The organism is Pluralibacter gergoviae ATCC 33028 = NBRC 105706, assembly GCF_001598855.1.
In the GTDB taxonomy this organism is placed as follows: Bacteria; Pseudomonadota; Gammaproteobacteria; order Enterobacterales; family Enterobacteriaceae; genus Pluralibacter; species Pluralibacter gergoviae.
The window spans coordinates 49,349-68,070 of sequence record NZ_BCZS01000015.1 but is presented as its reverse complement, the minus strand read 5'-3'; the positions used below and the strand labels follow the sequence as shown (position 1 = coordinate 68,070).

The following is an 18,722-nucleotide window of genomic DNA, read 5'->3' as shown; positions in this document are numbered from 1 at the left end:
GGGCGCACTCACTCCGCCATCGCCTTCTCATTCTTCGCCCGTAGCTTTTTCGCCCGCCCCTCAAGCCACAGATAGCCCACCGTCGCCAGCGCCAGCGGAATAAAGAAGTAGAGCACCCGGTAGGCGAGCAGGGCGGCAATAATCTTCCCCTGGGAGATATCCTGTCCGGCCAGCAGGGCGATAAATACCCCCTCCAGCACGCCGATCCCCGCCGGAATATGCACGATCACCCCGGCGATGCTGCTCACCAGCAGCACGCCCAGCACGAAGAAGTAGTCCACCTGCTGGCCGAGCAGCAGCCAGATAATCGCCCCCATCGCCATCCAGTTGGCGCTGGAGACCGCCAACTGCACCAGCGCAAAGCGCCAGGAGGGCAGGACCAGCTTCTGGCGCCTCACCGTCAGGTGGCGGCGCTTTGCAAAGGCGCAGGCCCACAGATAGGCCGCAATCAGCAGCAGCAGAACGGCGCCGATAATGCGCAGCGTCAGGTCGCTGATATACCAGTGGGCGGGGAGGTTGACTACGCCGATGGAGAAAATTACCCCGGCCAGCAGTACGTAGCCCAGCCAGTTGGTGGTGATACTCAGCGAGAAAATACGGGTGATAGTGGCGCCCGGCAGGCCGAGGCGGGAGTAGAGCCGGTAGCGCATGCCGATGCCGCCCACCCAGGTGCTGAGCGTCAGGTTGAAGGCGTAGCAGATAAACGATACCAGCATCACCTGGCGGGCCGCGAGCTTGTGTCCGCAGTAGCTGCGGGCCATCAGGTCGTAGCCGCCGTACAGCACATAGCTGACGATCACCAGCCCCGCCGCCGCCAGCAGCGCGGTGCGGTTATAGTGGCGGATCACGTCCCACACTTCGTGCCAGTCGACCTTGCGGGCGTAAACCACCAGCAGGACGGCGACGGCAATGAAAAACAGCCAGGTAAGGATTTTTTTAGCCAGCGTCCAGCGCGCGCGTTTCATCAGAATTTAGCTCCTGAACCTTCGGGCTCTACGCGGTCCTGGGTTTCCATCGTGGTCTGCACCGGCGGCGGCGGGGTCACCTCCGCAAGCTTCGGCGTATGCGCCGGCAGCCAGCCGACAATCGCCGGGAAGTGGCGCAGGAAGTGGAACGCCAGCACGCTCTTGGTCAGATTCCACCAGGTGCGCTTCGGCAGCAGCGCCCCGTCTACCAACTGGCTGTCGTTGTTGATAAGCGACATCAGGTTCTCGCGCAGGGTCTGGTTAAACTGCCGGTCGTGGATAATCAGGTTTGCCTCCAGGTTGAGCGACAGGCTCAGCGGATCGAGGTTGCTGGAGCCCACCGTTGCCCAGTAGTCGTCCATTAGCGCCACCTTGCCGTGCAGCGGACGGCGCTGATATTCGTACACTTTCACGCCGCCTTTGACCAGGTAGTTGTAGAGCAGGCGGGCGCCGACCTTAACAATCGGCATATCCGGCTCGCCCTGGACCACCAGCTTGACGCTGACCCCGCGCCGGGCCGCGTTGCGCATGGCGTGCAGCAGGCGATAGCCGGGGAAGAAGTAGGCGTTGGCGATGATCACCTCGCGCTTTGCATTAGCCAGCATCTTCAGGTAGTGGCGTTCGATGTCGTCCGAATGCTCGTTGTTATCGCGCCAGACGAACAGCGCCTGGGCCTCGCCGGGCGCGCAGTTCTCCTCAAGGCGCGAGCGGCGGTGCCAGAAGCGCCGGGCGCGCTCTTTGCCCGGCAGGTTCTCCAGCTCAAACTGCAGAATATCGGCCACCACCGGCCCTTCGACGCGCACCGCGTAGTCCTGCTTGGACTCCGGGCCGTAGTCGGACATATGCTCGGCGGAGTAGTTGATGCCGCCGACGAAGGCCACTTCGCAGTCGATGACCACGATTTTGCGGTGCATCCGGCGGAACAGATTGGTGCGCATACCGAACAGGCGCGGGCGCGGGTCGTAATAGCGGACCGTGACGCCCGCCGCCGCCAGCTCGCCGACGAAGTTTTCGCTGAGGTCCGGCGAACCGTAGGCGTCGAGGAGAACCTCGATTGCCACGCCGCGCCGGGCGGCCTTCAGCAGCGCGGCGTGCAGCTGCCAGCCGACGTTGTCCTCAAACCAGATAAAGGTTTCAAGGATGATTTTGCTTTTGGCGTTTTCGATAGCGCCAAACACCGCCGGATAGTACTCATCGCCGTTTTCCAGCAGCTCAATCTTGTTTTTTTCCCGCCATTGGCATCTCAAAGGTGGATCTCCGCGCTAAGGGGTGCGTGGTCGGACAGGTGCCGCCACTCTTTCAGCGCCAGCGCTTCCGGGAGGCTGGCGCGGGCATTTTTGACATAGATGCGATCGAGCCGCAGCAGAGGAAAGCGCGCCGGAAAGGTCCGCGCCGGGCGACCGCGGGCGCGGGTGAATATCTCCTCCAGACCGGCGCTGCGCTCAAGCGGCGCATTTGCCCGCTGACGCCAGTCGTTGAAGTCTCCGGCCAGCAGCACCGGCTCCTCCGGCGGCAGCGCATTGATGATATCTGCCAGCATTAGCAGCTGCGCCTGGCGGTGGGCTTCGCGCAGGCCGAGGTGCGCGCAGAAGGCGTGTACCGGCGCGGCGCGCTGCGGCGGGGCGATGCGGCAGTAGAGCAGGCCGCGCTTTTCGCTGCTGCCAACAGAGATATCATGATTCTCAAAGTGCACGATAGGGTAGCGCGACAGAATGGCGTTACCGTGGTGCCCCTCCGGATAGACGGCGTTGCGGCCATAGGCGTACTCGCTCCACATCGTATCCGCCAGAAACTCGTAGTGGCTGGCGGCAGGCCAGTTCTCCACCCGCAGCGAGTGGGCCTCGTGTTCGCCGAGCACTTCCTGCAGGAACACGATGTCTGCCCCCACGGTGCGCACCGCGTCGCGCAGTTCCGGCAGCATAAAGCGGCGGTTAAACGCGGCGAAGCCTTTATGGGTGTTGATCGTGAGTATTTTTAGCGCAAATGGGGACGTTTTCTGGGTCATATTCTCCTGCCAGCGTCACTCTCCTGAATAAAATAGTGTAGTTGGCGTCACAAAAAGATGCGTCGTTACGGAATTTTCCGTAAAGTTCAGTACTCTAAAGAACAGTTGAAAATGCTTCCGGAGAGACGACATGAAGTGGCAACAACGAATTCGCGTCGCAACCGGCCTGAGCTGCTGGCAGATTGTCTTGCATTTGCTGGTTGTCGCCGCACTGGTGGCGGGCTGGATGAACGGCATGCTGGTTCGCGTGGGGCTGGGGCTTTGCGCGCTGTATGCGGTTACCATTATTCTGATGCTGGTGCTCCAGCGTCACCACGAAGCGCGCTGGCGCGACATCGGCGACTTCCTTGAAGAGCTGACCACCACCTGGTACTTCGGCGCGGCGGTGATCGCCATCTGGCTGCTGTCGCGGGTGCTGCACAACAATCTGCTGCTGGCGCTGGCGGGCGTGGCTATCCTCGCCGGGCCCGCGCTGCTCTCGCTGCTGGTGAAAGAGAAAAACGCCGCTGCGAAATCCTCCCGCCAGCACCGGCGCTAGCCGGTGCGCCTCACGCTATCTTGCGTCGAAAGATAACATAGGCCACTGCCCCGGTAGTGGCCGCAATCAGCAGCAGCGGCCACAGGCTTCCCCACACAATGTCAAAACTCGCATCCTTAAGATAGATCTGCTTGGTGATATCGGTGAAGTGGCGGATCGGGTTTATCCACGTCGCCTGCTGCAGCCACACCGGCATATTCTCCACCGGCGACACGTAGCCTGAGAGCAGGATTGCCGGCATCATAAAGACGAACACGCCGATAAACGCCTGCTGCTGGGTCGCGCACAGGGAGGAGATCAGCAGCCCAAAGCCCACCAGCGACAGGCCGTACACCAGCATGGTGAAGTAGAACAGCAGCAGCGATCCTGAGAAGGGAATTTTATAGGCGAGAATGCCCGCCGCCAGCACGATGCTCGCCTGAAAGGTGGCGACGATCAGCGCCGGAACCGCCTTGCCGACGAACAGCTGCCAGGTCGCCAGCGGCGACACCAGCAGCTGATCCATGGTGCCCTGTTCCCGCTCCCTGGCCACCGACAGAGAGGTCACAATCATCACGCCGATGGTGGTGATCATGGCGATAAGTGACGGCACCACGAACCACTTGTAGTCGAGGTTCGGGTTATACCAGTTGCGCACCACCAGCTCGCTGTTGTTGGGCCGCGCTTTTCCGGCGATCAGCTCCTTCTGATACTGCTCGACCACCTGCTGCAGGTAGTTGGCGGCGATCTGGGCGCTGTTGGAGTTGCGGCCGTCGAGGATAATCTGCATCGGCGCCGGCTGCAGATTATCCAGCCGCCGGGAGAAGTCGGCGGGAAAACGCACCAGCAGCAGCGCCTTCTGAGTGTCGAGGGTCGGGCGGATCGCCTGCGGGCTGGTGAGCAGCAGAACGTGCGGGAAGGCTTTGGCTTTGGCGAAGCGCTGGGTCAGCTCCACCGCGTGGCGGCCGTTGTCCTCGTTATAGATAGCGATGGTGGCGTTGGTCACCTCAAGGGTGGCGGCAAAGGGGAACAGCAGCACCTGAATCAGCACCGGCGCAATGAGGATGGCGCGGGTCTGCGGCTCGCGCAGCAGCGACTGGAGTTCCTTACGCACGAGGGTCCACAGGCGATAGAACATACTCTCTCCTTAATCCAGCCGACGCTTAGTCTTCAGCCACGTCAGGCCGATAAACAGCACCGCCGAGGCGATCAAAAACAGCACGTTCACCAGCAGCACAATCGGGATGTTGCCCGCCAGAAACAGGCTCTGCAGGGTGCTAACGAAATAGCGCGCCGGAATGACGTAGGTCACGATGCGGATAGCCGCCGGCATACTGTCTATCTGAAAGATAAATCCCGACAGCATGATGGACGGCAGAAACGCGGCGTTAAGCGCCACCTGGGCGGCGTTAAACTGGTTGCGGGTGATGGTCGAAATAAGCAGTCCCATGCCCAGCGTGCTGAGTAAAAACAGGCTGGTGATCAGAAACAGCAGCAGCAGCGAGCCGCGAAAGGGCACGCCGATGATAAATACCGCTACCGCCATGCACAGCGCCATCGCCAGCATCCCGAGAAAATAGTAGGGAATGAGCTTACACAGCAGCAGCTCAAGGCGGGTCACCTCGGTGGAGAGCAGCGCCTCCATGGTGCCGCGCTCCCACTCGCGGGCAATGACCAGCGAGGTGAGGATAGCCCCAATCACCGTCATGATAATGGTGATCGCCCCCGGAATAATAAAGTGCTGGCTGATGGCGGCGGCGTTGAACCAGTAGCGGGTCTGAACGTCGATCAGCGGCTCAAACGCCTCGCCCCGGTCCTCCGCCCGCTGCATCTGCCAGAGCTGCCAGATGCCCTGCACGTAGCCCTGCACGAAGTTGGCGGTATTGGGCTCGCTGCCGTCGGTAATGACCTGTAGCGGCGCGCTGTCGCCGGGCCGGGCCAGCTGCTCGGCGAAGTTGACCGGAATAACCACCAGGCCGCGAATGCGCCCCGCTTGCATCTTCGCGATCAGCGCCCGGCGGTTATCGCTGACGGTGGCGTCAATGTACGGCGACCCGGTCAGGGCGTGGGTAAAGTCCAGCGCCTCTTTACTCTGCTGCTCCAGCAGCACGCCGACCCGCAGGCGGCTGGAGTCGAGGTTAATCCCGTAGCCGAAGATAAACAGCAGCAGCAGGGGAATGACCACCGCGATAAGCCAGCTGCTGGGATCGCGGACGATCTGGCGGGTCTCTTTTACGCACAGGGCGCGCACCCGGCGCCACGAGAGCAGGCTAGCGGCCATCGGCGTGCTCCTTGTCCCAGGTCTGAATCAGCGTAATAAACGCCTGCTCCATGGTCGGATCGCTCTCCTCATCACTCGCAGCCTGGGCCTTCAGCGCATCCGGCGTGCCGCTGGCGATAAGCTTGCCGCGATAAACCAGCCCGATGCGGTCGCAGTATTCGGCTTCGTCCATAAAGTGGGTGGTGACCATCACCGTCACGCCCTTATCCACCATGCTGTTGATGTGCAGCCAGAATTCGCGGCGGGTCAGGGGATCGACGCCGGAGGTCGGCTCGTCGAGGAACAGAATATCCGGCTCGTGCATCAGGGAGCAGGCGAGGGCGAGGCGCTGCTTAAAGCCCAGCGGGAGCGCGTCGGTGGTGTGGTGGCGGATGCCGTCCAGCTCGAAGGCCTCGCACATTTTGCCGATCTTTTCGCGCTGGGCGCGGCCGCGCAGGCCGTAGATACCGGAGAAAAAGCGCAGGTTCTGCTCGACCGTCAGGTTGCCGTAGAGCGAAAACTTCTGCGCCATATAGCCCAGATGCTGGCGCGCTTTGCCGGAGTCGGTCTTCAGATCGCTGCCGAGCACCAGCGCCTGCCCGGAGGTGGGCACCAGCAGGCCGCACATCATTTTAAAGGTGGTGGATTTGCCCGCGCCGTTGGGGCCGAGCAGGCCGAAGATCTCCCCGCGCCTGACGCTGAAATCAACGTGGTCGGTGGCGGCGAAGTCGCCGAACTTTTTCGTCAGCTGACGGGCTTCGATCACCGTCTCCTCTTTGCTGCCTTCGACCTTATGCAGAATGGCGGCCAGGGGCGACTCGGCGGTGCCGGCGCCGCCGAGCAGATCGATAAAGGCATCTTCGAAGCGCGGATCGGTCTGCGCAATGTCGAGCGGCGGCATCTGCGGCGCGCGCCTGAGATCGTCGGCCGCCGCTTCTTTGCCGAGAATAATGCGCACCGAGCGGCCCTGAATCGTGCCGTCGCTCACCTGCGGCAGCTTCAGCAGCCGCTGCAGCAGCCGGCGGTTGTTCTCCTGCGGACTGGCCACCAGCAGGCTGCGTCCGCGCATGGTGTCGGTTAGCGCCTTCGGCTCGCCCTGATAGAGCAGTTCGCCTTCGTTCATCAGCAGCACCTCCCGGCACTGCTCCGCCTCGTCGAGATAGGAGGTGCTCCAGAGGATCAGCATCCCGTCGCCGGCCAGTTCGTGGACCATCTTCCACAGCTCGCGCCGGGAGATCGGGTCGACGCCGACGCCGGGTTCGTCCAGCAGCAGTACCTTTGGATCGCCCACCAGGGTGCAGGCGAGGCCCAGCTTCTGCTTCATGCCGCCGGAGAGCTTGCCCGCCAGCCGCCCGGTAAACGGCTCCAGCGAGGTAAACTCCAGCAGCCGGGCGAAAGTGCGTTCCCGCGCCTCGCCGGTGACGCTGCGCAGATCGGCGTACAGGGTCAGATTTTCCATCACCGTCAGATCTTCATACAGCCCGAACTTCTGCGGCATATAGCCCAGTACCGCGTGCAGGGCGCTGCTGTCGACGAGCGGATCGTAACCGATGACATCGATGCTGCCCTCATCCGGCTTCATCAGCCCGGCGAGCATCCGCATCAGGGTGGTTTTGCCCGCGCCGTCGGGGCCAACCAGCCCGGTCACGTAGCCCGCGCGGATGCTGCAGTCCAGCCGCGCCACGGCGGGTTTCTCCATCCCGGCAAAGCGCTTAATCAGCCCATCGAGGCGGATCTGCGATTCACTCATGGCGTTCGTCGTCGGCAAACTGCACCGTCACCGGCATGCCCTGGCGCAGCGTATCGTCCGGATCGGTGACGATAATGCGCAGGCGGTAGACCAGATCGGTGCGCAGGTCGGTGGTTTCAACAGTTTTTGGCGTAAATTCCGCGGTGGGCGACACGAAGCCGATTTTACCGTGATAGGGCTTGTCGGGGCGGCCATCGGTATAGAGCCGCACTTCCCGGCCGGGCTGGGTCTGGTTGAGGCTGGCTTCGTTGACGTAGGCGCGGACCCATACCGGCCGGGTGAGCGACAGGGTCAGCACCGTATTGCCCGCACTCAGCATACTGCCCGGCTCCAGCGCGCGGGTGAGGATGGTGCCGTCCGACGGGGCGATCAGCCGGGTGTCCTGCAGATCGAGCCTGGATTGCGCCAGCGCCGCCTGCGCCTGTTCAAGACTGGCTTTGGCCTGGGCGATTTCCTGCGGCCGGTTGCCGGTATGGTACTGGCTGAGCTTGTCCTGGGCCGACTTGAGCGTGGCCTGGGCCTGATCCCGCGACGAGCGGGCGTTCTCCAGCTCGTTGGCGGAGATGGTGCGGCTCTTCCACAGCCCCTGCTGGCGCTGATAGAAGTTGCGGGCGTAATCATAGGCCGCCTGCGCCTGGCGCACCGCGGCCGCGGCCTGGGCTATCTCCTCCTCACGGTAGCCTGCCAGCAGCAGGTCGTACTTCGCCTGCGCGGCGTCGGCATTGGCGATTGCCTGCTGCAGAGCGTGCTGATAGGGCGCGGCGTCCAGTTCGCCGACCTGCTCTCCGGCGCGGACGGCGTCGCCCTCATCGACCTTCAGCGCCTGCAGACGCCCGCCGACGCGAAAGCTGATGTTGACGGTGCGGATATCGACGTTGCCGTACAGCGTCAGCGGCGCGTCCCGGTGCTGCTGATACCACCAGGCGCCGCCCGCAGCGGCGGCAAGCACGATAGCGGCCAGCGCAATAATCAGCGGTTTCTTCATGATGATGCTCCCTGCGTCAGTCCCTGCAGCAGCAGATCGATATGGCAGGCGATCACCGCGCAGATTTGCTCGACGTTAGTTTCATTAAACTGCTGCCAGCCGGTGCGCAGCAGGATGGTTTCCCGGGCAATGCGGAACATGATGATTTCGCCCAGCAGGGCGTGCGCGTGCAGAATCGTCTCCGTCGCCGCCGGGTCCCGCCCGGTATAGGCGGCGATAAGTTGCGTCAGGTGATCGTGCATGGGGGCAATCACCCGGTCATGGATCAGCTGGTAGGCCGCGGTCGGCGAGAGCTGCTCGCGGGAGATAAATTTGCTCAGATTGACCGTATCATCGTGGGTCAGCAGCAGCGTCATATTGCGGCAGGCGGTGAGCAGCAGGTCGCGAATCGCGGCCCGGTCCGGCGGCGAGTGCGCCAGCAGCTTTTCACCGGCCTCGACGTGGGCGCGAAGGTTGGTGTTAATAAAGTCGCCGATCCATCCGGCGCAGGCGAGATAGAGATCCTCCTTCGAGCCGAAGTAGTAGGTGATGGCGGCGATATTTTGCCCGGCCTGAGCGGCGATATCGCGGGTGGTGGCATGCAGGCCGTACTCGCCAAACTGGGCGAGGGCGGCGGCGATCAGCTGACTCTTCGCCTGTTCGCCCTTGCTGGTGGTGGTCTGATTCATGGCGCTCGCATTCTTAATCAATCGATTGATTAAAAATAGAACCCCTTCCCGCTTCTGTCCATTGCACGGTGATAAAACGTCCCGTAGATAAACGGCGGAGTGATAATTTATGCGGCCCGTCACAAAAACTGCTACAATCCGACGCTTGCTGACATTGTGGTTTTTGTCAAATACGTCGTTACTATCTCCCTGAAAACTACACCTGTCATGGTCGGGGCGGTTCGGAGTTGTTATGTCTTTTGAAACCCTTGGCCTGAATGCCGAGATCCTGCGCGCCGTTGCCGAGCAGGGCTATCACCAGCCGACCCCTATTCAGCAGCAGGCGATTCCTGCCGTGCTGCAGGGCCGCGATCTGATGGCCAGCGCCCAGACCGGGACCGGTAAAACGGCCGGCTTTACCCTGCCGCTGCTTCAGCAGCTGGTGCAGCGGGAGCCCCATGCGAAGGGCCGCCGCCCGGTGCGGGCGCTGATCCTCACTCCCACCCGCGAACTGGCCGCCCAGATTGGCGAAAACGTTCGCGACTACAGTAAATACCTTAACGTCCGCTCGATGGTGGTCTTCGGCGGCGTCAGCATTAACCCGCAGATGATGAAGCTGCGCAGCGGTGTCGACATTCTGGTGGCGACGCCGGGCCGCCTGCTCGATCTGGAGCACCAGAACGCCGTCAGCCTTAAGGACGTTGAGATTCTGGTGCTGGATGAAGCTGACCGCATGCTCGACATGGGCTTTATCCACGATATTCGCCGCGTGCTGGCGAAGCTCCCGGCGAAGCGTCAGAACCTGCTCTTCTCCGCCACTTTCTCTGATGAGATAAAAGGTCTGGCCGAAAAGCTGCTGCACAACCCGCTGGAGATCGAAGTTGCCCGCCGCAACACCGCCTCCGAGCAGGTGACCCAGCACGTGCACTTCGTTGATAAAAAGCGCAAGCGGGAGCTGCTGTCGCAGATGATCGGCGAAGGCAACTGGCAGCAGGTGCTGGTGTTTACCCGCACCAAGCACGGCGCCAACCACCTTGCCGAACAGCTTAACAAAGACGGTATTACCAGCGCCGCTATCCACGGCAACAAGAGCCAGGGCGCCCGCACCCGCGCGCTGGCGGACTTTAAGTCCGGCGACATCCGCGTGCTGGTCGCCACCGATATCGCCGCCCGCGGGCTCGACATTGAAGAGCTGCCGCACGTGGTGAACTACGAGTTGCCGAACGTTCCGGAAGACTACGTGCACCGCATCGGCCGCACCGGGCGCGCGGCGGCCACCGGCGAAGCGCTGTCGCTGGTCTGCGTTGATGAACACAAGCTGCTGCGCGACATCGAGCGGCTGCTGAAAAAAGAGATCCCGCGCATCGCCCTGCCGGGCTACGATCCGGACCCGAGCATCCAGGCCGAGCCTATCCAGAACGGCCGCCAGGGCCGCGGCGGTCGCGGTCAGAGCCAGGGTCAGGGTCGTCGCAACGACCGTCCGGCCGGCAGCGGCCAGCCTAAGCGCAGCGGTGAGGGCCAGTCCCGCCGCACGGACAAACCCGCCGGCGATCAGCCGCGCCGGGAAGGGGCGCCGCGCCGCCGCCGTCCGCGCAAGCCTGCTGCTGCGCAGTAAACAGAAGAGGGCCGCGAAAGCGGCCCTTTTTACATGGTGACTCTTTGATTCCATTCATCCGTATACTGGATGTTGCCTTCACAGTGCTTCCACATGATTTTTTCATATCTGATCAGTATGGTTTCAAGGTGTTTTCCGGTGCCTGAGCCAGGATATAAGTCCGGCGTTATCGAGACTATTTTTACATTGGCCAGCAGGATATTAAAATATTCTCTCTCAATACCTGCATCGTCGATAGTGTACATTTTGAAGGTTGCCGATTTTAAGGTTAACCCCAGGCTAATGGCTTTATATAAAAGCGGAGTAGTTTTATCAAAATCCTTCTGGAACATTATCGGGGCGTGGACCCGTGTTCCTGATAATTTACCGGTATGATTGTCGGTAGGGGTATTAATGTTATGGGTCAGGGACGAGAGTTCGATAGCCCCAATGCGGCCGGAAACCATACATGATCCTTCCATTGGCGCACCGCGATCGTCGGTTAACCATAAATAGGCTGGGTTTGACATTTATTTCTCCTTATTACTTTAATTCGTCATGTTTTTCCAAGATTTTTGCCAGGATATATAGGTAGATAACAATACATATGATAGTTGGTGGTACCCAATAATAATCAGGAATAAATGTCATGAAAATAATCCCTATAGCTATCATTCCTAAAGGTACAAGAATATCCGTAATGATTAATGATATTATTGACTTAAACATTAAATTCCCTTTTTATTATTTCCAATAGTTCCTCGACTGGGATGCCATAATGGCTTATAATTGATTTTACCATTTTTAAAATTATTGGCTCAACATAGTAATAGAGCATTTCAAGTTCAAGGGTGTAAAGCAGAGCATAGTATTTAGCATCAAGAGATTTTAATCTTCTTGCCGCCATTGCACAATGTTGCTCAAATCCGATTGCTTGTAATGCAGCTATAAAAGTAGGTAGTTTTTTACTCAACCGAAGAGAGATAGTTGATGATACAAATCCGGATTCTGCAATTGCCTTTGAAGCGGTCATCGCCAGAGCCAGGCGGGTTCCCTTTCCTGTTGTATATTGAGCTAAAGTACCGGTAGCAGTCATAACAGCGTGCTGAATTTTATTTTTCTCATTACCATTATTATAGTCGTCAATAATGCTTGTTAAATAAAGCTCAATCAATATAAGTATTACATCCCGATATCTATAAATTGATTTTATTGAAAGCAGCATTCTTTTGTCTTCAGAGAACAGTTCTGTACAGACCTCATGGTAGCGAGGAATCAGGCAGGCTGAATACCAGCTAACGCGCTCCAGCCCCGCATAGATATCAGATGCAACCTGCCGCGAAGCCTGGAGGGTCGAATCAAACCCATGCTGCGCATAGAGCGCAAGCTGTCTGTCAGAGTGAAATTTTGCTCTCAATAAATCAGATGCCGACACGATGACCTCCCTGGTAATGTCGAATGGCCTACGGCCAGCACGTATACCTTGCACCTGTCTAAAATATCGCCACAGGCAACATTTTACATCTCCTTATCGCCAACAGTCCGGGACTGGACTGTTTCAGCCTCCTTGCGCAATCCGGTAAATCGCCATATACTGTATAAATAAACAGTTAAATGAGGTGGCATCATGGCGGTTGAAATCAAATACGTGGTGGTTAGAGAGGGGCAGGAGAAAATGGCTTTCGCGAATAAAAAGGACGCTGACGCTTACGACAAAATGCTGGACCTGGCCTGCGTGCTCGGGGAGTGGCTGCAGCAGAGCCCGGCCGGGCTTGATGAAGCGCAGAGCGACGCGCTGGGCATGTGGCTGGCAGAACACAAAGATGCGCTTGCCGGCGTGCTGAAAAGCGGCAAGCTGCCCGCAGCGGATGCCGAGACTCATGAGGACGCCCCTTCCAACGTCAGCGATCATCCGGTGCGCAAGCGCGATAAGGCGGCGTAACGTGCGCGCGGCGGCAGCGCCATTTGCCCCGCATGGCGGAAAGTGCCAGAATAGTGGCTGTTTGTACAGTATTCGGATGTTTCAATGGCACTCACCGCCGCGCTGAAGGCGCAGATCGGCGCCTGGTATAAGGCGCTCCAGCAACAGATCCCGGACTTTATTCCCCGATCGCCGCAGCGGCAGATGATCGCCGACGTGGCGAAAACCCTTGCCGGAGACGACGGGCGCCACCTTGCCATTGAGGCGCCGACCGGCGTCGGTAAAACCCTCTCCTATCTGATCCCCGGCATCGCCATTGCCCGAGAAGAGGACAAAACGCTGGTGATCAGCACCGCCAACGTGGCGCTGCAGGATCAGATTTTCAGCAAGGATCTGCCGCTGCTGAAAAAGATTATTCCCGATCTGCGCTTTACCGCCGCCTTTGGCCGGGGGCGCTACGTCTGCCCGCGTAACCTGGCGGCGCTCTCCGCCTCGGAGTCGACCCAGCAGGACCTGCTGGCATTTCTCGACGATGAACTGGCGCCGAAGAACCAGGACGAACAGAAGCTGTGCGCGAAGCTTAAAGGAACGCTTGATACCTACAAGTGGGACGGCCTGCGCGATCATACCGATCTGGCCATTGATGACGCCCTGTGGAGCCGTCTGAGTACCGACAAGGCCAGCTGCCTCAACCGCAACTGCCTCTACTACCGCGAATGCCCGTTCTTCGTGGCCCGCCGCGAGATCCAGGAGGCGGAGGTGGTGGTCGCCAACCACGCGCTGGTGATGGCGGCGATGGAGAGCGAGGCGGTGCTGCCGGAGCCGAAGAATCTGCTGCTGGTGCTCGACGAGGGCCATCACCTGCCGGACGTCGCCCGGGACGCGCTGGAGATGAGCGCCGAAATCACCCCCGGCTGGTACCGGCTGCAGCTGGATCTGTTCTGCAAGCTGGTGGCAACCTGCATGGAGCAATTTCGCCCGAAAACCACCCCGCCGCTGGCGGTGCCGGAGCGGCTGGCGGACCACTGCAGCGAGCTGCACGAGCACATTACCGCCATGAACAACATCCTCGGCCTGCTGATGCCTTCCGGGCAGGAGGCCGAGTATCGCTTCCCGATGGGCGAGCTGCCCGCAGAGGTAATGGAACACTGTCAGCGCCTGGCCAAGCTCAGCGACATGCTGCGCGGCCTGGCGGAGCTGTTTCTCAACGATCTCAGCGAAAAGACCGGCGCGCACGATATCGTGCGCCTGCACCGCATCCTGCTGCAGATGAACCGCGCGCTGGGCATGTTTGAGTCCCAGAGCAAGCTGTGGCGGCTGGCGTCGCTGGCCCAGGCCTCCGGCGCGCCGGTCAGTAAATGGGCGACCCGCGAGCTGCGCGACGGCCAGCCCCACGTCTGGTTCCACTGTGTCGGTATCCGCGTCAGCGATCAGCTGGAGAAGCTGCTCTGGCGCAGCGTGCCGCATATCGTCGTCACTTCCGCCACCCTGCGCTCGCTCAACAGCTTCTCCCGCCTGCAGGAGATGAGCGGCCTGAAAGAGAAGGCGGGCGACCGCTTCGTTGCCCTCGACTCGCCGTTTAACCACGTGGCGCAGGGCAAAATTCTGATCCCGAAGATGCGCTATGAGCCGCTGATGGAGAACGAAGAGCAGCATATCGCCGAGATGGCGGCCTTCTTTCGCCAGCAGGTCGAGCGCGAGGCCCACCGCGGTATGCTGGTGCTGTTTGCCAGCAACCGGGCGATGCAGCGCTTCCTTGAGCACGTGATGGATCTGCGGCTGATGCTGCTGGTGCAGGGCGATCAGCCCCGCTACCGGCTGGTGGAGCTGCACCGCAAGCGGGTCGAGAGCGGCGAGCGCAGCGTGTTGGTGGGGCTGCAGTCGTTTGCCGAAGGACTCGATCTTAAGGGCGAGCTGCTAAGCCAGGTACATATCCACAAAATCGCCTTTCCGCCTATCGACAGCCCGGTGGTGATCACCGAGGGCGAGTGGCTTAAGAGCCTCAAGCGCTATCCCTTCGAAGTGCAGAGCCTGCCGAGCGCCTCGTTTAATCTTATTCAGCAGGTCGGCAGGCTTATCCGCAGCCACGACTGCTGGGGAGAGGTCATCATTTACGACCGGCGGCTGCTGAGTAAAAGCTACGGCCAGCGCCTGCTGAACGCGCTGCCGGTATTTCCTATTGAGCAGCCCGACGCGCCTGAAGGTATAGTAAAGGTAAAAACCAACACCGTTCGCCGCAGAAGGCGATAACAGGAGCAGGCACGTGGACTATCGCAATATTATTAAAGAGGTTGGCCGGGGCAAAAACCACGCCAGGGATCTGGACGCCGACACCGCCCGCGAACTCTATACCCTGATGCTCAGCGGCGAGGTGCCCGAGTTGGAGCTGGGCGGTATTCTGATCGCCCTGCGCATCAAGGGCGAAGGCGAGGCCGAGATGCGCGGCTTTTACGAGGCGATGCAGCAGCGCACGGTGAAGCTGACGCCGCCGGTCGGCAGGCCGCGGCCGGTGGTGATCCCAAGCTACAACGGCGCCCGCCGCCAGGCGAACCTCACGCCGCTGCTGGCGATACTGCTGCACCGGCTCGGCTTCCCGGTGCTGGTGCACGGCGTCAGTCACGATCCAACCCGGGTGGTCAGCGAAACGATTTTTTCGCTGCTCGGCATTGAACCGGCGCTGCACGCCGGGCAGGCGCAGGCCCGCCTTGACGGCCATCAGCCGGTATGGATGCCGGTAAGCGCACTCTGCCCGCCGCTGGAGGCGCAGCTGGCCCTGCGCTGGCGTATGGGCGTGCGCAACAGCGCCCATACGCTCGCTAAGCTGGCGACGCCTTTTGCCGAAGATGCCGCCCTGCGCCTCTCCAGCGTGTCGCATCCCGAGTACATCCCGCGCGTCGGGCAGTTTTTTGCCAGTATCGGCGGCCTGGCGCTGCTGATGCCCGGCACGGAAGGCGAGGTGTACGCCAACCCGCAGCGCTGCCCGCAGATAAGCCTTATCGATCGCCGGGGCATCAGCGTGCTGGTTGAGCGTCAGGAGGAGGGCCCTGCGGTATCGCTGCCGGCGTCTAAAGATCCCGAGGTGACCGCCCGCTGGGTTGAGCGCTGCGCGGCGGGCGTCGAGCCAATACCGGCGCCGATTAAAACGCAGCTGGCCTGCTGCCTGCTGGCAGCCGGGGAGGTGGAGACGCTGGAGGCGGGAATGCAGCGGGTCAACGACTGCTGGTAACGCGGGTAAACGGCGGACAAAAAAAAGCCCGCTCACACTGAGCGGGCAAAAGGGTTAATAACAGCAGTATCAATAACAATGAGGGTTCATACACTTCACTTCACACAATTACTTGTAGATCACCGCAGTGCCGCTGATTTTATTGTTGTTGGTGGCAGAGGTGATGCTATAGCCCGTGGCGCCAGCGGCAGCCGCTTTTTCGGCTAACTGCGCTTCCATTCCGTCCAGCGTCGTCGCACCGTAGGCTGAAACAGTACCTACTTTCTGCATGCCCTGCGCTTGCGCGGGGGTCACAGGCTGAGCTGCGAAAACACCAAAAGAGAGCGCGGAGAGTGCAACAGCGATAGCAGCAGATTTGATAGTTTTCATAGTCAGTTCCTCACGGCGTTGTTTTTTGCAGGTGATGTTGTTCTGTTCTGTCGATGTGAGAAGTATCACGCTTTCCGATGGCAGATAAAATCGAATAGAATCGACAGACAAAATCAAAAAAATTGAATAATTAATAATTTATTGATTATTAATAAATAATTTTGCAAACAAGGCAGGTAAAAAAGCGAAGGGTGTAGTTGGCGATAATTAAGGCACATTTTGCGACGTCGATCGCTAAAAACTGTGCTCGTAAGGAAAGTTTGATATTTTGTTTTTTCAGACTATGACTTTGTAAATCAGCGTCTTTTTACCTTTATAACTGAATTTATTTATCGACAATGTCGTTTTGTGTAGTTTTTTATACTGACGTTTTTTACGCGTGGCGTCAATGGAAGATATGCAGCGCCCGCGGAGAAAAACGGGCGCCGGATGGGGAACAAATTATTTGTAGATAGTGGCGGTGCCGTACATCTTGTTGGTGCCGCCTGCCGCGTTGATCGAGTAGCCGGTGGCGCCCTGCTGCCCGGCTTTTTCCGCCAGCCGCTGCTGCAGTTCATCAAGGTTAGTGGCGCCGGTGACTGAAACCGTACCCGCCGGGCGCAGCTGGCCGGTATCGTTTTCAGTAAGAGGCTGGGGAGCGGCGAGGGCCGCGAAGGCGAGCACAGACAGCGCGCCGGCCGCCAGCGGGATTAGCACTTTCTTCATCACGTCATCCTCTCTGTTACTGCGGGACTTTTTAAGTGTAGGCCGCCGCGCGCGGAGAAATCGCGCAAAATCCTGGTGGATGCGCCGCAGTTTTTCGAATGACATTTTCTGACCAGGCGTTGACAAATCAGCCACAATTAAGCGGCTGATTTGTCAAAGCTATCTTGCATCCGGACGCGTCAGATCGAAGCGCAGGCTTTCATCAATGGTGTAGTAGGCGCTGGGGCCTCCGGCGCGCAGTGCGGGGCGGGCTCTGGCGGTCTGATAGATACCGTCTTCCAGCAGCGACTCGTCGATATGTACCGCTACCACTTCGCCAAGGACCAGCCAGCTCTCGATGGCCGCGCCGTCGGCGGCGGTAAGCTGGATGCACTGGGTGAGCCGGCACTCGAAGTTGACCGGACTCTCGGCTACCCGCGGCGCCTTCACCAGGCGGCTGGCCGCCGGCGTCAGCCCGGCGCGGACAAATTCATCCTCCCCGCGCGGCAGCGTGGCCGATGTCTCATTCATCGCCCCCGCAAGCTCCACCGTCGCCAGGTTCCAGACGAATTCGCCGGTATCGACGATGTTCTGCACGCTGTCCTTCCAGCCGCTGCTGGCAAAGCCGATAATCGGCGGGCGGTAGTTGAAGCAGTTGAAGAAGCTGTAGGGCGCGAGATTACGCTGGCCTTCGCCGTTGAGTGAGGCGATCCAGCCGATGGGTCGGGGGCCGATAATCGCGTTAAGCGGGTCGTGGGGCAGGCCGTGGCCGCTTTTGGGCTGATAAAAATACATAGAGCACCTTGATCTGAGAGTGTCCGACCAGCGTCACTTATTTACCTCGTCGCCGTCAACGGGTATCTTACGCAGCCGTTAACAGGAGAATGCTATGAAACCCCAGAAGCCGGGACTGCACCCGCGCAACCGCCATCGCGACCGCTACGATCTTCCCGCCCTGTGCGAGTCCACGCCGTCGCTGGCGGCGTTTATTGTCAACAATCCCGCCGGCGAGCCAACGATAAATTTTGCCGATCCGCAGGCGGTGAAAGCGCTCAACAAGGCGCTGCTGGCACACTTCTACGCGGTGAGCGGCTGGGATATTCCGGACGGCTTTCTCTGCCCGCCGGTGCCGGGCCGGGCGGACTACGTCCACCACCTGGCGGACCTGCTGGCGGAAGACGGCGCGGAGGGCGCCTGCGACGTGCTGGATATCGGCACCGGCGCCAATCTGATTTATCCGCTGATTGGCCGCCACGAATACGGCTGGCGCTTTACCGGCACGGAGATAAGTCCGCAGGCGATGCAGTCGGCGCAGGCCATCATTGATGCCAATCCGGGCATCAGCCGCCAGATCCGCCTGCGCAGGCAGAAAGATCCCGCGGCGATCCTCACCGGCGCTATCCATAAGAACGAGAGCTATCACGCCACCATGTGCAATCCGCCGTTCCACGATTCGGCCGCCAGCGCCCGCCAGGGGAGCGAGCGCAAGCGCCGCAACCTCGGTCAGCGGCAGGATGAGGCCCTTAACTTCGGCGGCCAGCAGCAGGAGCTGTGGTGCGAAGGGGGCGAGGTGGCCTTTATCCGCAAAATGATTGCCGAGAGCCGCCAGTTTGCCCGCCAGGTGAAGTGGTTTACCACGCTGGTCTCGCGCGGCGACAATCTGCCGCTGATCTATCCCGCGCTAAACGACGCCGGGGCGGTCAGGGTGGTAAAAAAAGAGATGGCCCAGGGGCAGAAGCAGAGCCGCTTCATTGCCTGGACCTTTATGGATGACGCCAGGCGCCGCCGCGACGCCTGAG

Annotated in this window: 19 protein-coding genes; 6 read left to right on the top strand and 13 right to left on the bottom strand. The window is 60.1% G+C overall.

Going from position 1 to position 18,722, the window contains the following annotated elements:
- Positions 1–8: 8 nt before the first annotated feature.
- From ENGE1_RS15710 to ENGE1_RS15700, 3 genes are read right to left on the bottom strand one after another with little or no spacing between them, the layout of a single operon-like run.
- Positions 9–965: a lysylphosphatidylglycerol synthase domain-containing protein gene (locus ENGE1_RS15710; RefSeq protein WP_045287047.1), complete on the bottom strand. Its 957-nt coding sequence runs from the start codon at positions 963–965 to the stop codon at positions 9–11.
- On the bottom strand, positions 965–2,212 hold the full coding sequence (clsB, locus tag ENGE1_RS15705) for a cardiolipin synthase ClsB (protein WP_045287048.1): 1,248 nt from the start codon (positions 2,210–2,212) through the stop codon (positions 965–967). Before clsB ends, ENGE1_RS15710 begins: the two co-directional genes overlap by 1 nt.
- Entirely contained in the window at positions 2,209–2,970 is a 762-nt protein-coding gene (locus ENGE1_RS15700; RefSeq protein ID WP_048253092.1) for an endonuclease/exonuclease/phosphatase family protein, read from the bottom strand. The genes clsB and ENGE1_RS15700 overlap by 4 nt, the downstream gene beginning before the upstream one ends.
- A 130-nt stretch (positions 2,971–3,100) precedes the next feature.
- Between ENGE1_RS15700 and ENGE1_RS15695 the strand changes: the two genes are divergently transcribed.
- On the top strand, positions 3,101–3,508 hold the full coding sequence (locus ENGE1_RS15695; protein WP_043085043.1) for a YbhQ family protein: 408 nt from the start codon (positions 3,101–3,103) through the stop codon (positions 3,506–3,508).
- 10 nt (positions 3,509–3,518) lie between these two features.
- Here ENGE1_RS15695 and ENGE1_RS15690 read toward each other — a convergent pair whose 3' ends face one another.
- From ENGE1_RS15690 to cecR, 5 genes are read right to left on the bottom strand one after another with little or no spacing between them, the layout of a single operon-like run.
- Positions 3,519–4,625: an ABC transporter permease gene (locus ENGE1_RS15690; RefSeq protein ID WP_048253093.1), complete on the bottom strand. Its 1,107-nt coding sequence runs from the start codon at positions 4,623–4,625 to the stop codon at positions 3,519–3,521.
- Positions 4,626–4,634: 9 nt separating this feature from the next.
- Positions 4,635–5,768 carry an ABC transporter permease gene (locus ENGE1_RS15685; protein WP_048253094.1) on the bottom strand — a complete coding sequence of 378 codons (1,134 nt, stop codon included), beginning with the start codon at positions 5,766–5,768 and terminating at the stop codon, positions 4,635–4,637.
- Positions 5,758–7,497 carry an ATP-binding cassette domain-containing protein gene (locus ENGE1_RS15680; protein WP_048253095.1) on the bottom strand — a complete coding sequence of 580 codons (1,740 nt, stop codon included), beginning with the start codon at positions 7,495–7,497 and terminating at the stop codon, positions 5,758–5,760. Before ENGE1_RS15680 ends, ENGE1_RS15685 begins: the two co-directional genes overlap by 11 nt.
- Positions 7,490–8,482 (bottom strand): secretion protein HlyD, encoded by a 993-nt coding sequence (gene hlyD / locus ENGE1_RS15675; RefSeq protein ID WP_043085037.1) that lies wholly within the window; start codon positions 8,480–8,482, stop codon positions 7,490–7,492. Before hlyD ends, ENGE1_RS15680 begins: the two co-directional genes overlap by 8 nt.
- On the bottom strand, positions 8,479–9,150 hold the full coding sequence (gene cecR / locus ENGE1_RS15670) for a transcriptional regulator CecR (RefSeq protein ID WP_053516972.1): 672 nt from the start codon (positions 9,148–9,150) through the stop codon (positions 8,479–8,481). The genes hlyD and cecR overlap by 4 nt, the downstream gene beginning before the upstream one ends.
- 232 nt (positions 9,151–9,382) lie before the next feature.
- Here cecR and rhlE point away from each other — a divergent pair, with 232 nt between their 5' ends.
- The gene (gene rhlE, locus ENGE1_RS15665; RefSeq protein WP_048253097.1) at positions 9,383–10,744 is read left to right on the top strand and encodes an ATP-dependent RNA helicase RhlE; all 1,362 of its coding nucleotides are present in this window, start codon (positions 9,383–9,385) and stop codon (positions 10,742–10,744) included.
- Between the two features lie 29 nt (positions 10,745–10,773).
- Here rhlE and ENGE1_RS15660 read toward each other — a convergent pair whose 3' ends face one another.
- Positions 10,774–11,253, bottom strand: coding sequence for an Hcp family type VI secretion system effector (locus tag ENGE1_RS15660; protein WP_048253098.1), 480 nt, complete (start codon positions 11,251–11,253; stop codon positions 10,774–10,776).
- Between the two features lie 191 nt (positions 11,254–11,444).
- Positions 11,445–12,158, bottom strand: a complete 714-nt coding sequence (locus tag ENGE1_RS15650; RefSeq protein ID WP_048253099.1) for a hypothetical protein — start codon at positions 12,156–12,158, stop codon at positions 11,445–11,447.
- 192 nt (positions 12,159–12,350) lie between these two features.
- Here ENGE1_RS15650 and ENGE1_RS15645 point away from each other — a divergent pair, with 192 nt between their 5' ends.
- From ENGE1_RS15645 to ybiB, 3 genes are all read left to right on the top strand, one after another.
- Positions 12,351–12,665, top strand: a complete 315-nt coding sequence (locus ENGE1_RS15645) for a YebG family protein (protein ID WP_048253100.1) — start codon at positions 12,351–12,353, stop codon at positions 12,663–12,665.
- Between the two features lie 84 nt (positions 12,666–12,749).
- The gene (gene dinG / locus ENGE1_RS15640) at positions 12,750–14,894 is read left to right on the top strand and encodes an ATP-dependent DNA helicase DinG (protein WP_043085031.1); all 2,145 of its coding nucleotides are present in this window, start codon (positions 12,750–12,752) and stop codon (positions 14,892–14,894) included.
- Between the two features lie 13 nt (positions 14,895–14,907).
- Positions 14,908–15,870 carry a DNA-binding protein YbiB gene (ybiB, locus tag ENGE1_RS15635; protein WP_048253101.1) on the top strand — a complete coding sequence of 321 codons (963 nt, stop codon included), beginning with the start codon at positions 14,908–14,910 and terminating at the stop codon, positions 15,868–15,870.
- Between the two features lie 108 nt (positions 15,871–15,978).
- On the opposite strand, the gene ybiJ is transcribed toward ybiB, so the two are convergent.
- The 3 genes from ybiJ to ENGE1_RS15620 all read right to left on the bottom strand — a co-directional run bounded on the left by ybiJ (position 15,979) and on the right by ENGE1_RS15620 (position 17,718).
- Entirely contained in the window at positions 15,979–16,239 is a 261-nt protein-coding gene (ybiJ, locus tag ENGE1_RS15630; RefSeq protein WP_043085029.1) for a DUF1471 family protein YbiJ, read from the bottom strand.
- A gap of 441 nt (positions 16,240–16,680) precedes the next feature.
- The gene (gene mcbA, locus ENGE1_RS15625) at positions 16,681–16,944 is read right to left on the bottom strand and encodes a DUF1471 family periplasmic protein McbA (RefSeq protein WP_048253102.1); all 264 of its coding nucleotides are present in this window, start codon (positions 16,942–16,944) and stop codon (positions 16,681–16,683) included.
- Between the two features lie 159 nt (positions 16,945–17,103).
- Complete coding sequence (locus ENGE1_RS15620; RefSeq protein ID WP_043085026.1) at positions 17,104–17,718, bottom strand: flavin reductase family protein; 615 nt, start codon at positions 17,716–17,718, stop codon at positions 17,104–17,106.
- 94 nt (positions 17,719–17,812) lie between these two features.
- On the opposite strand from ENGE1_RS15620, the gene rlmF reads away from it, so the two are divergent.
- The gene (rlmF, locus tag ENGE1_RS15615) at positions 17,813–18,721 is read left to right on the top strand and encodes a 23S rRNA (adenine(1618)-N(6))-methyltransferase RlmF (RefSeq protein WP_048253103.1); all 909 of its coding nucleotides are present in this window, start codon (positions 17,813–17,815) and stop codon (positions 18,719–18,721) included.
- Position 18,722 lies beyond the last annotated feature (1 nt).

Coding starts and splice junctions, on each gene's coding strand:
- ENGE1_RS15710 (WP_045287047.1), bottom strand. CDS start 965: ATGAAACGCGCGCGCTGGACGCTGGCTAAAAAAATCCTTACCTGGCTG.
- ENGE1_RS15700 (WP_048253092.1), bottom strand. CDS start 2,970: ATGACCCAGAAAACGTCCCCATTTGCGCTAAAAATACTCACGATCAAC.
- ENGE1_RS15695 (WP_043085043.1), top strand. CDS start 3,101: ATGAAGTGGCAACAACGAATTCGCGTCGCAACCGGCCTGAGCTGCTGG.
- ENGE1_RS15690 (WP_048253093.1), bottom strand. CDS start 4,625: ATGTTCTATCGCCTGTGGACCCTCGTGCGTAAGGAACTCCAGTCGCTG.
- ENGE1_RS15685 (WP_048253094.1), bottom strand. CDS start 5,768: ATGGCCGCTAGCCTGCTCTCGTGGCGCCGGGTGCGCGCCCTGTGCGTA.
- ENGE1_RS15680 (WP_048253095.1), bottom strand. CDS start 7,497: ATGAGTGAATCGCAGATCCGCCTCGATGGGCTGATTAAGCGCTTTGCC.
- hlyD (WP_043085037.1), bottom strand. CDS start 8,482: ATGAAGAAACCGCTGATTATTGCGCTGGCCGCTATCGTGCTTGCCGCC.
- cecR (WP_053516972.1), bottom strand. CDS start 9,150: ATGAATCAGACCACCACCAGCAAGGGCGAACAGGCGAAGAGTCAGCTG.
- rhlE (WP_048253097.1), top strand. CDS start 9,383: ATGTCTTTTGAAACCCTTGGCCTGAATGCCGAGATCCTGCGCGCCGTT.
- ENGE1_RS15660 (WP_048253098.1), bottom strand. CDS start 11,253: ATGTCAAACCCAGCCTATTTATGGTTAACCGACGATCGCGGTGCGCCA.
- ENGE1_RS15645 (WP_048253100.1), top strand. CDS start 12,351: ATGGCGGTTGAAATCAAATACGTGGTGGTTAGAGAGGGGCAGGAGAAA.
- dinG (WP_043085031.1), top strand. CDS start 12,750: ATGGCACTCACCGCCGCGCTGAAGGCGCAGATCGGCGCCTGGTATAAG.
- ybiJ (WP_043085029.1), bottom strand. CDS start 16,239: ATGAAAACTATCAAATCTGCTGCTATCGCTGTTGCACTCTCCGCGCTC.
- mcbA (WP_048253102.1), bottom strand. CDS start 16,944: ATGAAGAAAGTGCTAATCCCGCTGGCGGCCGGCGCGCTGTCTGTGCTC.
- ENGE1_RS15620 (WP_043085026.1), bottom strand. CDS start 17,718: ATGTATTTTTATCAGCCCAAAAGCGGCCACGGCCTGCCCCACGACCCG.
- rlmF (WP_048253103.1), top strand. CDS start 17,813: ATGAAACCCCAGAAGCCGGGACTGCACCCGCGCAACCGCCATCGCGAC.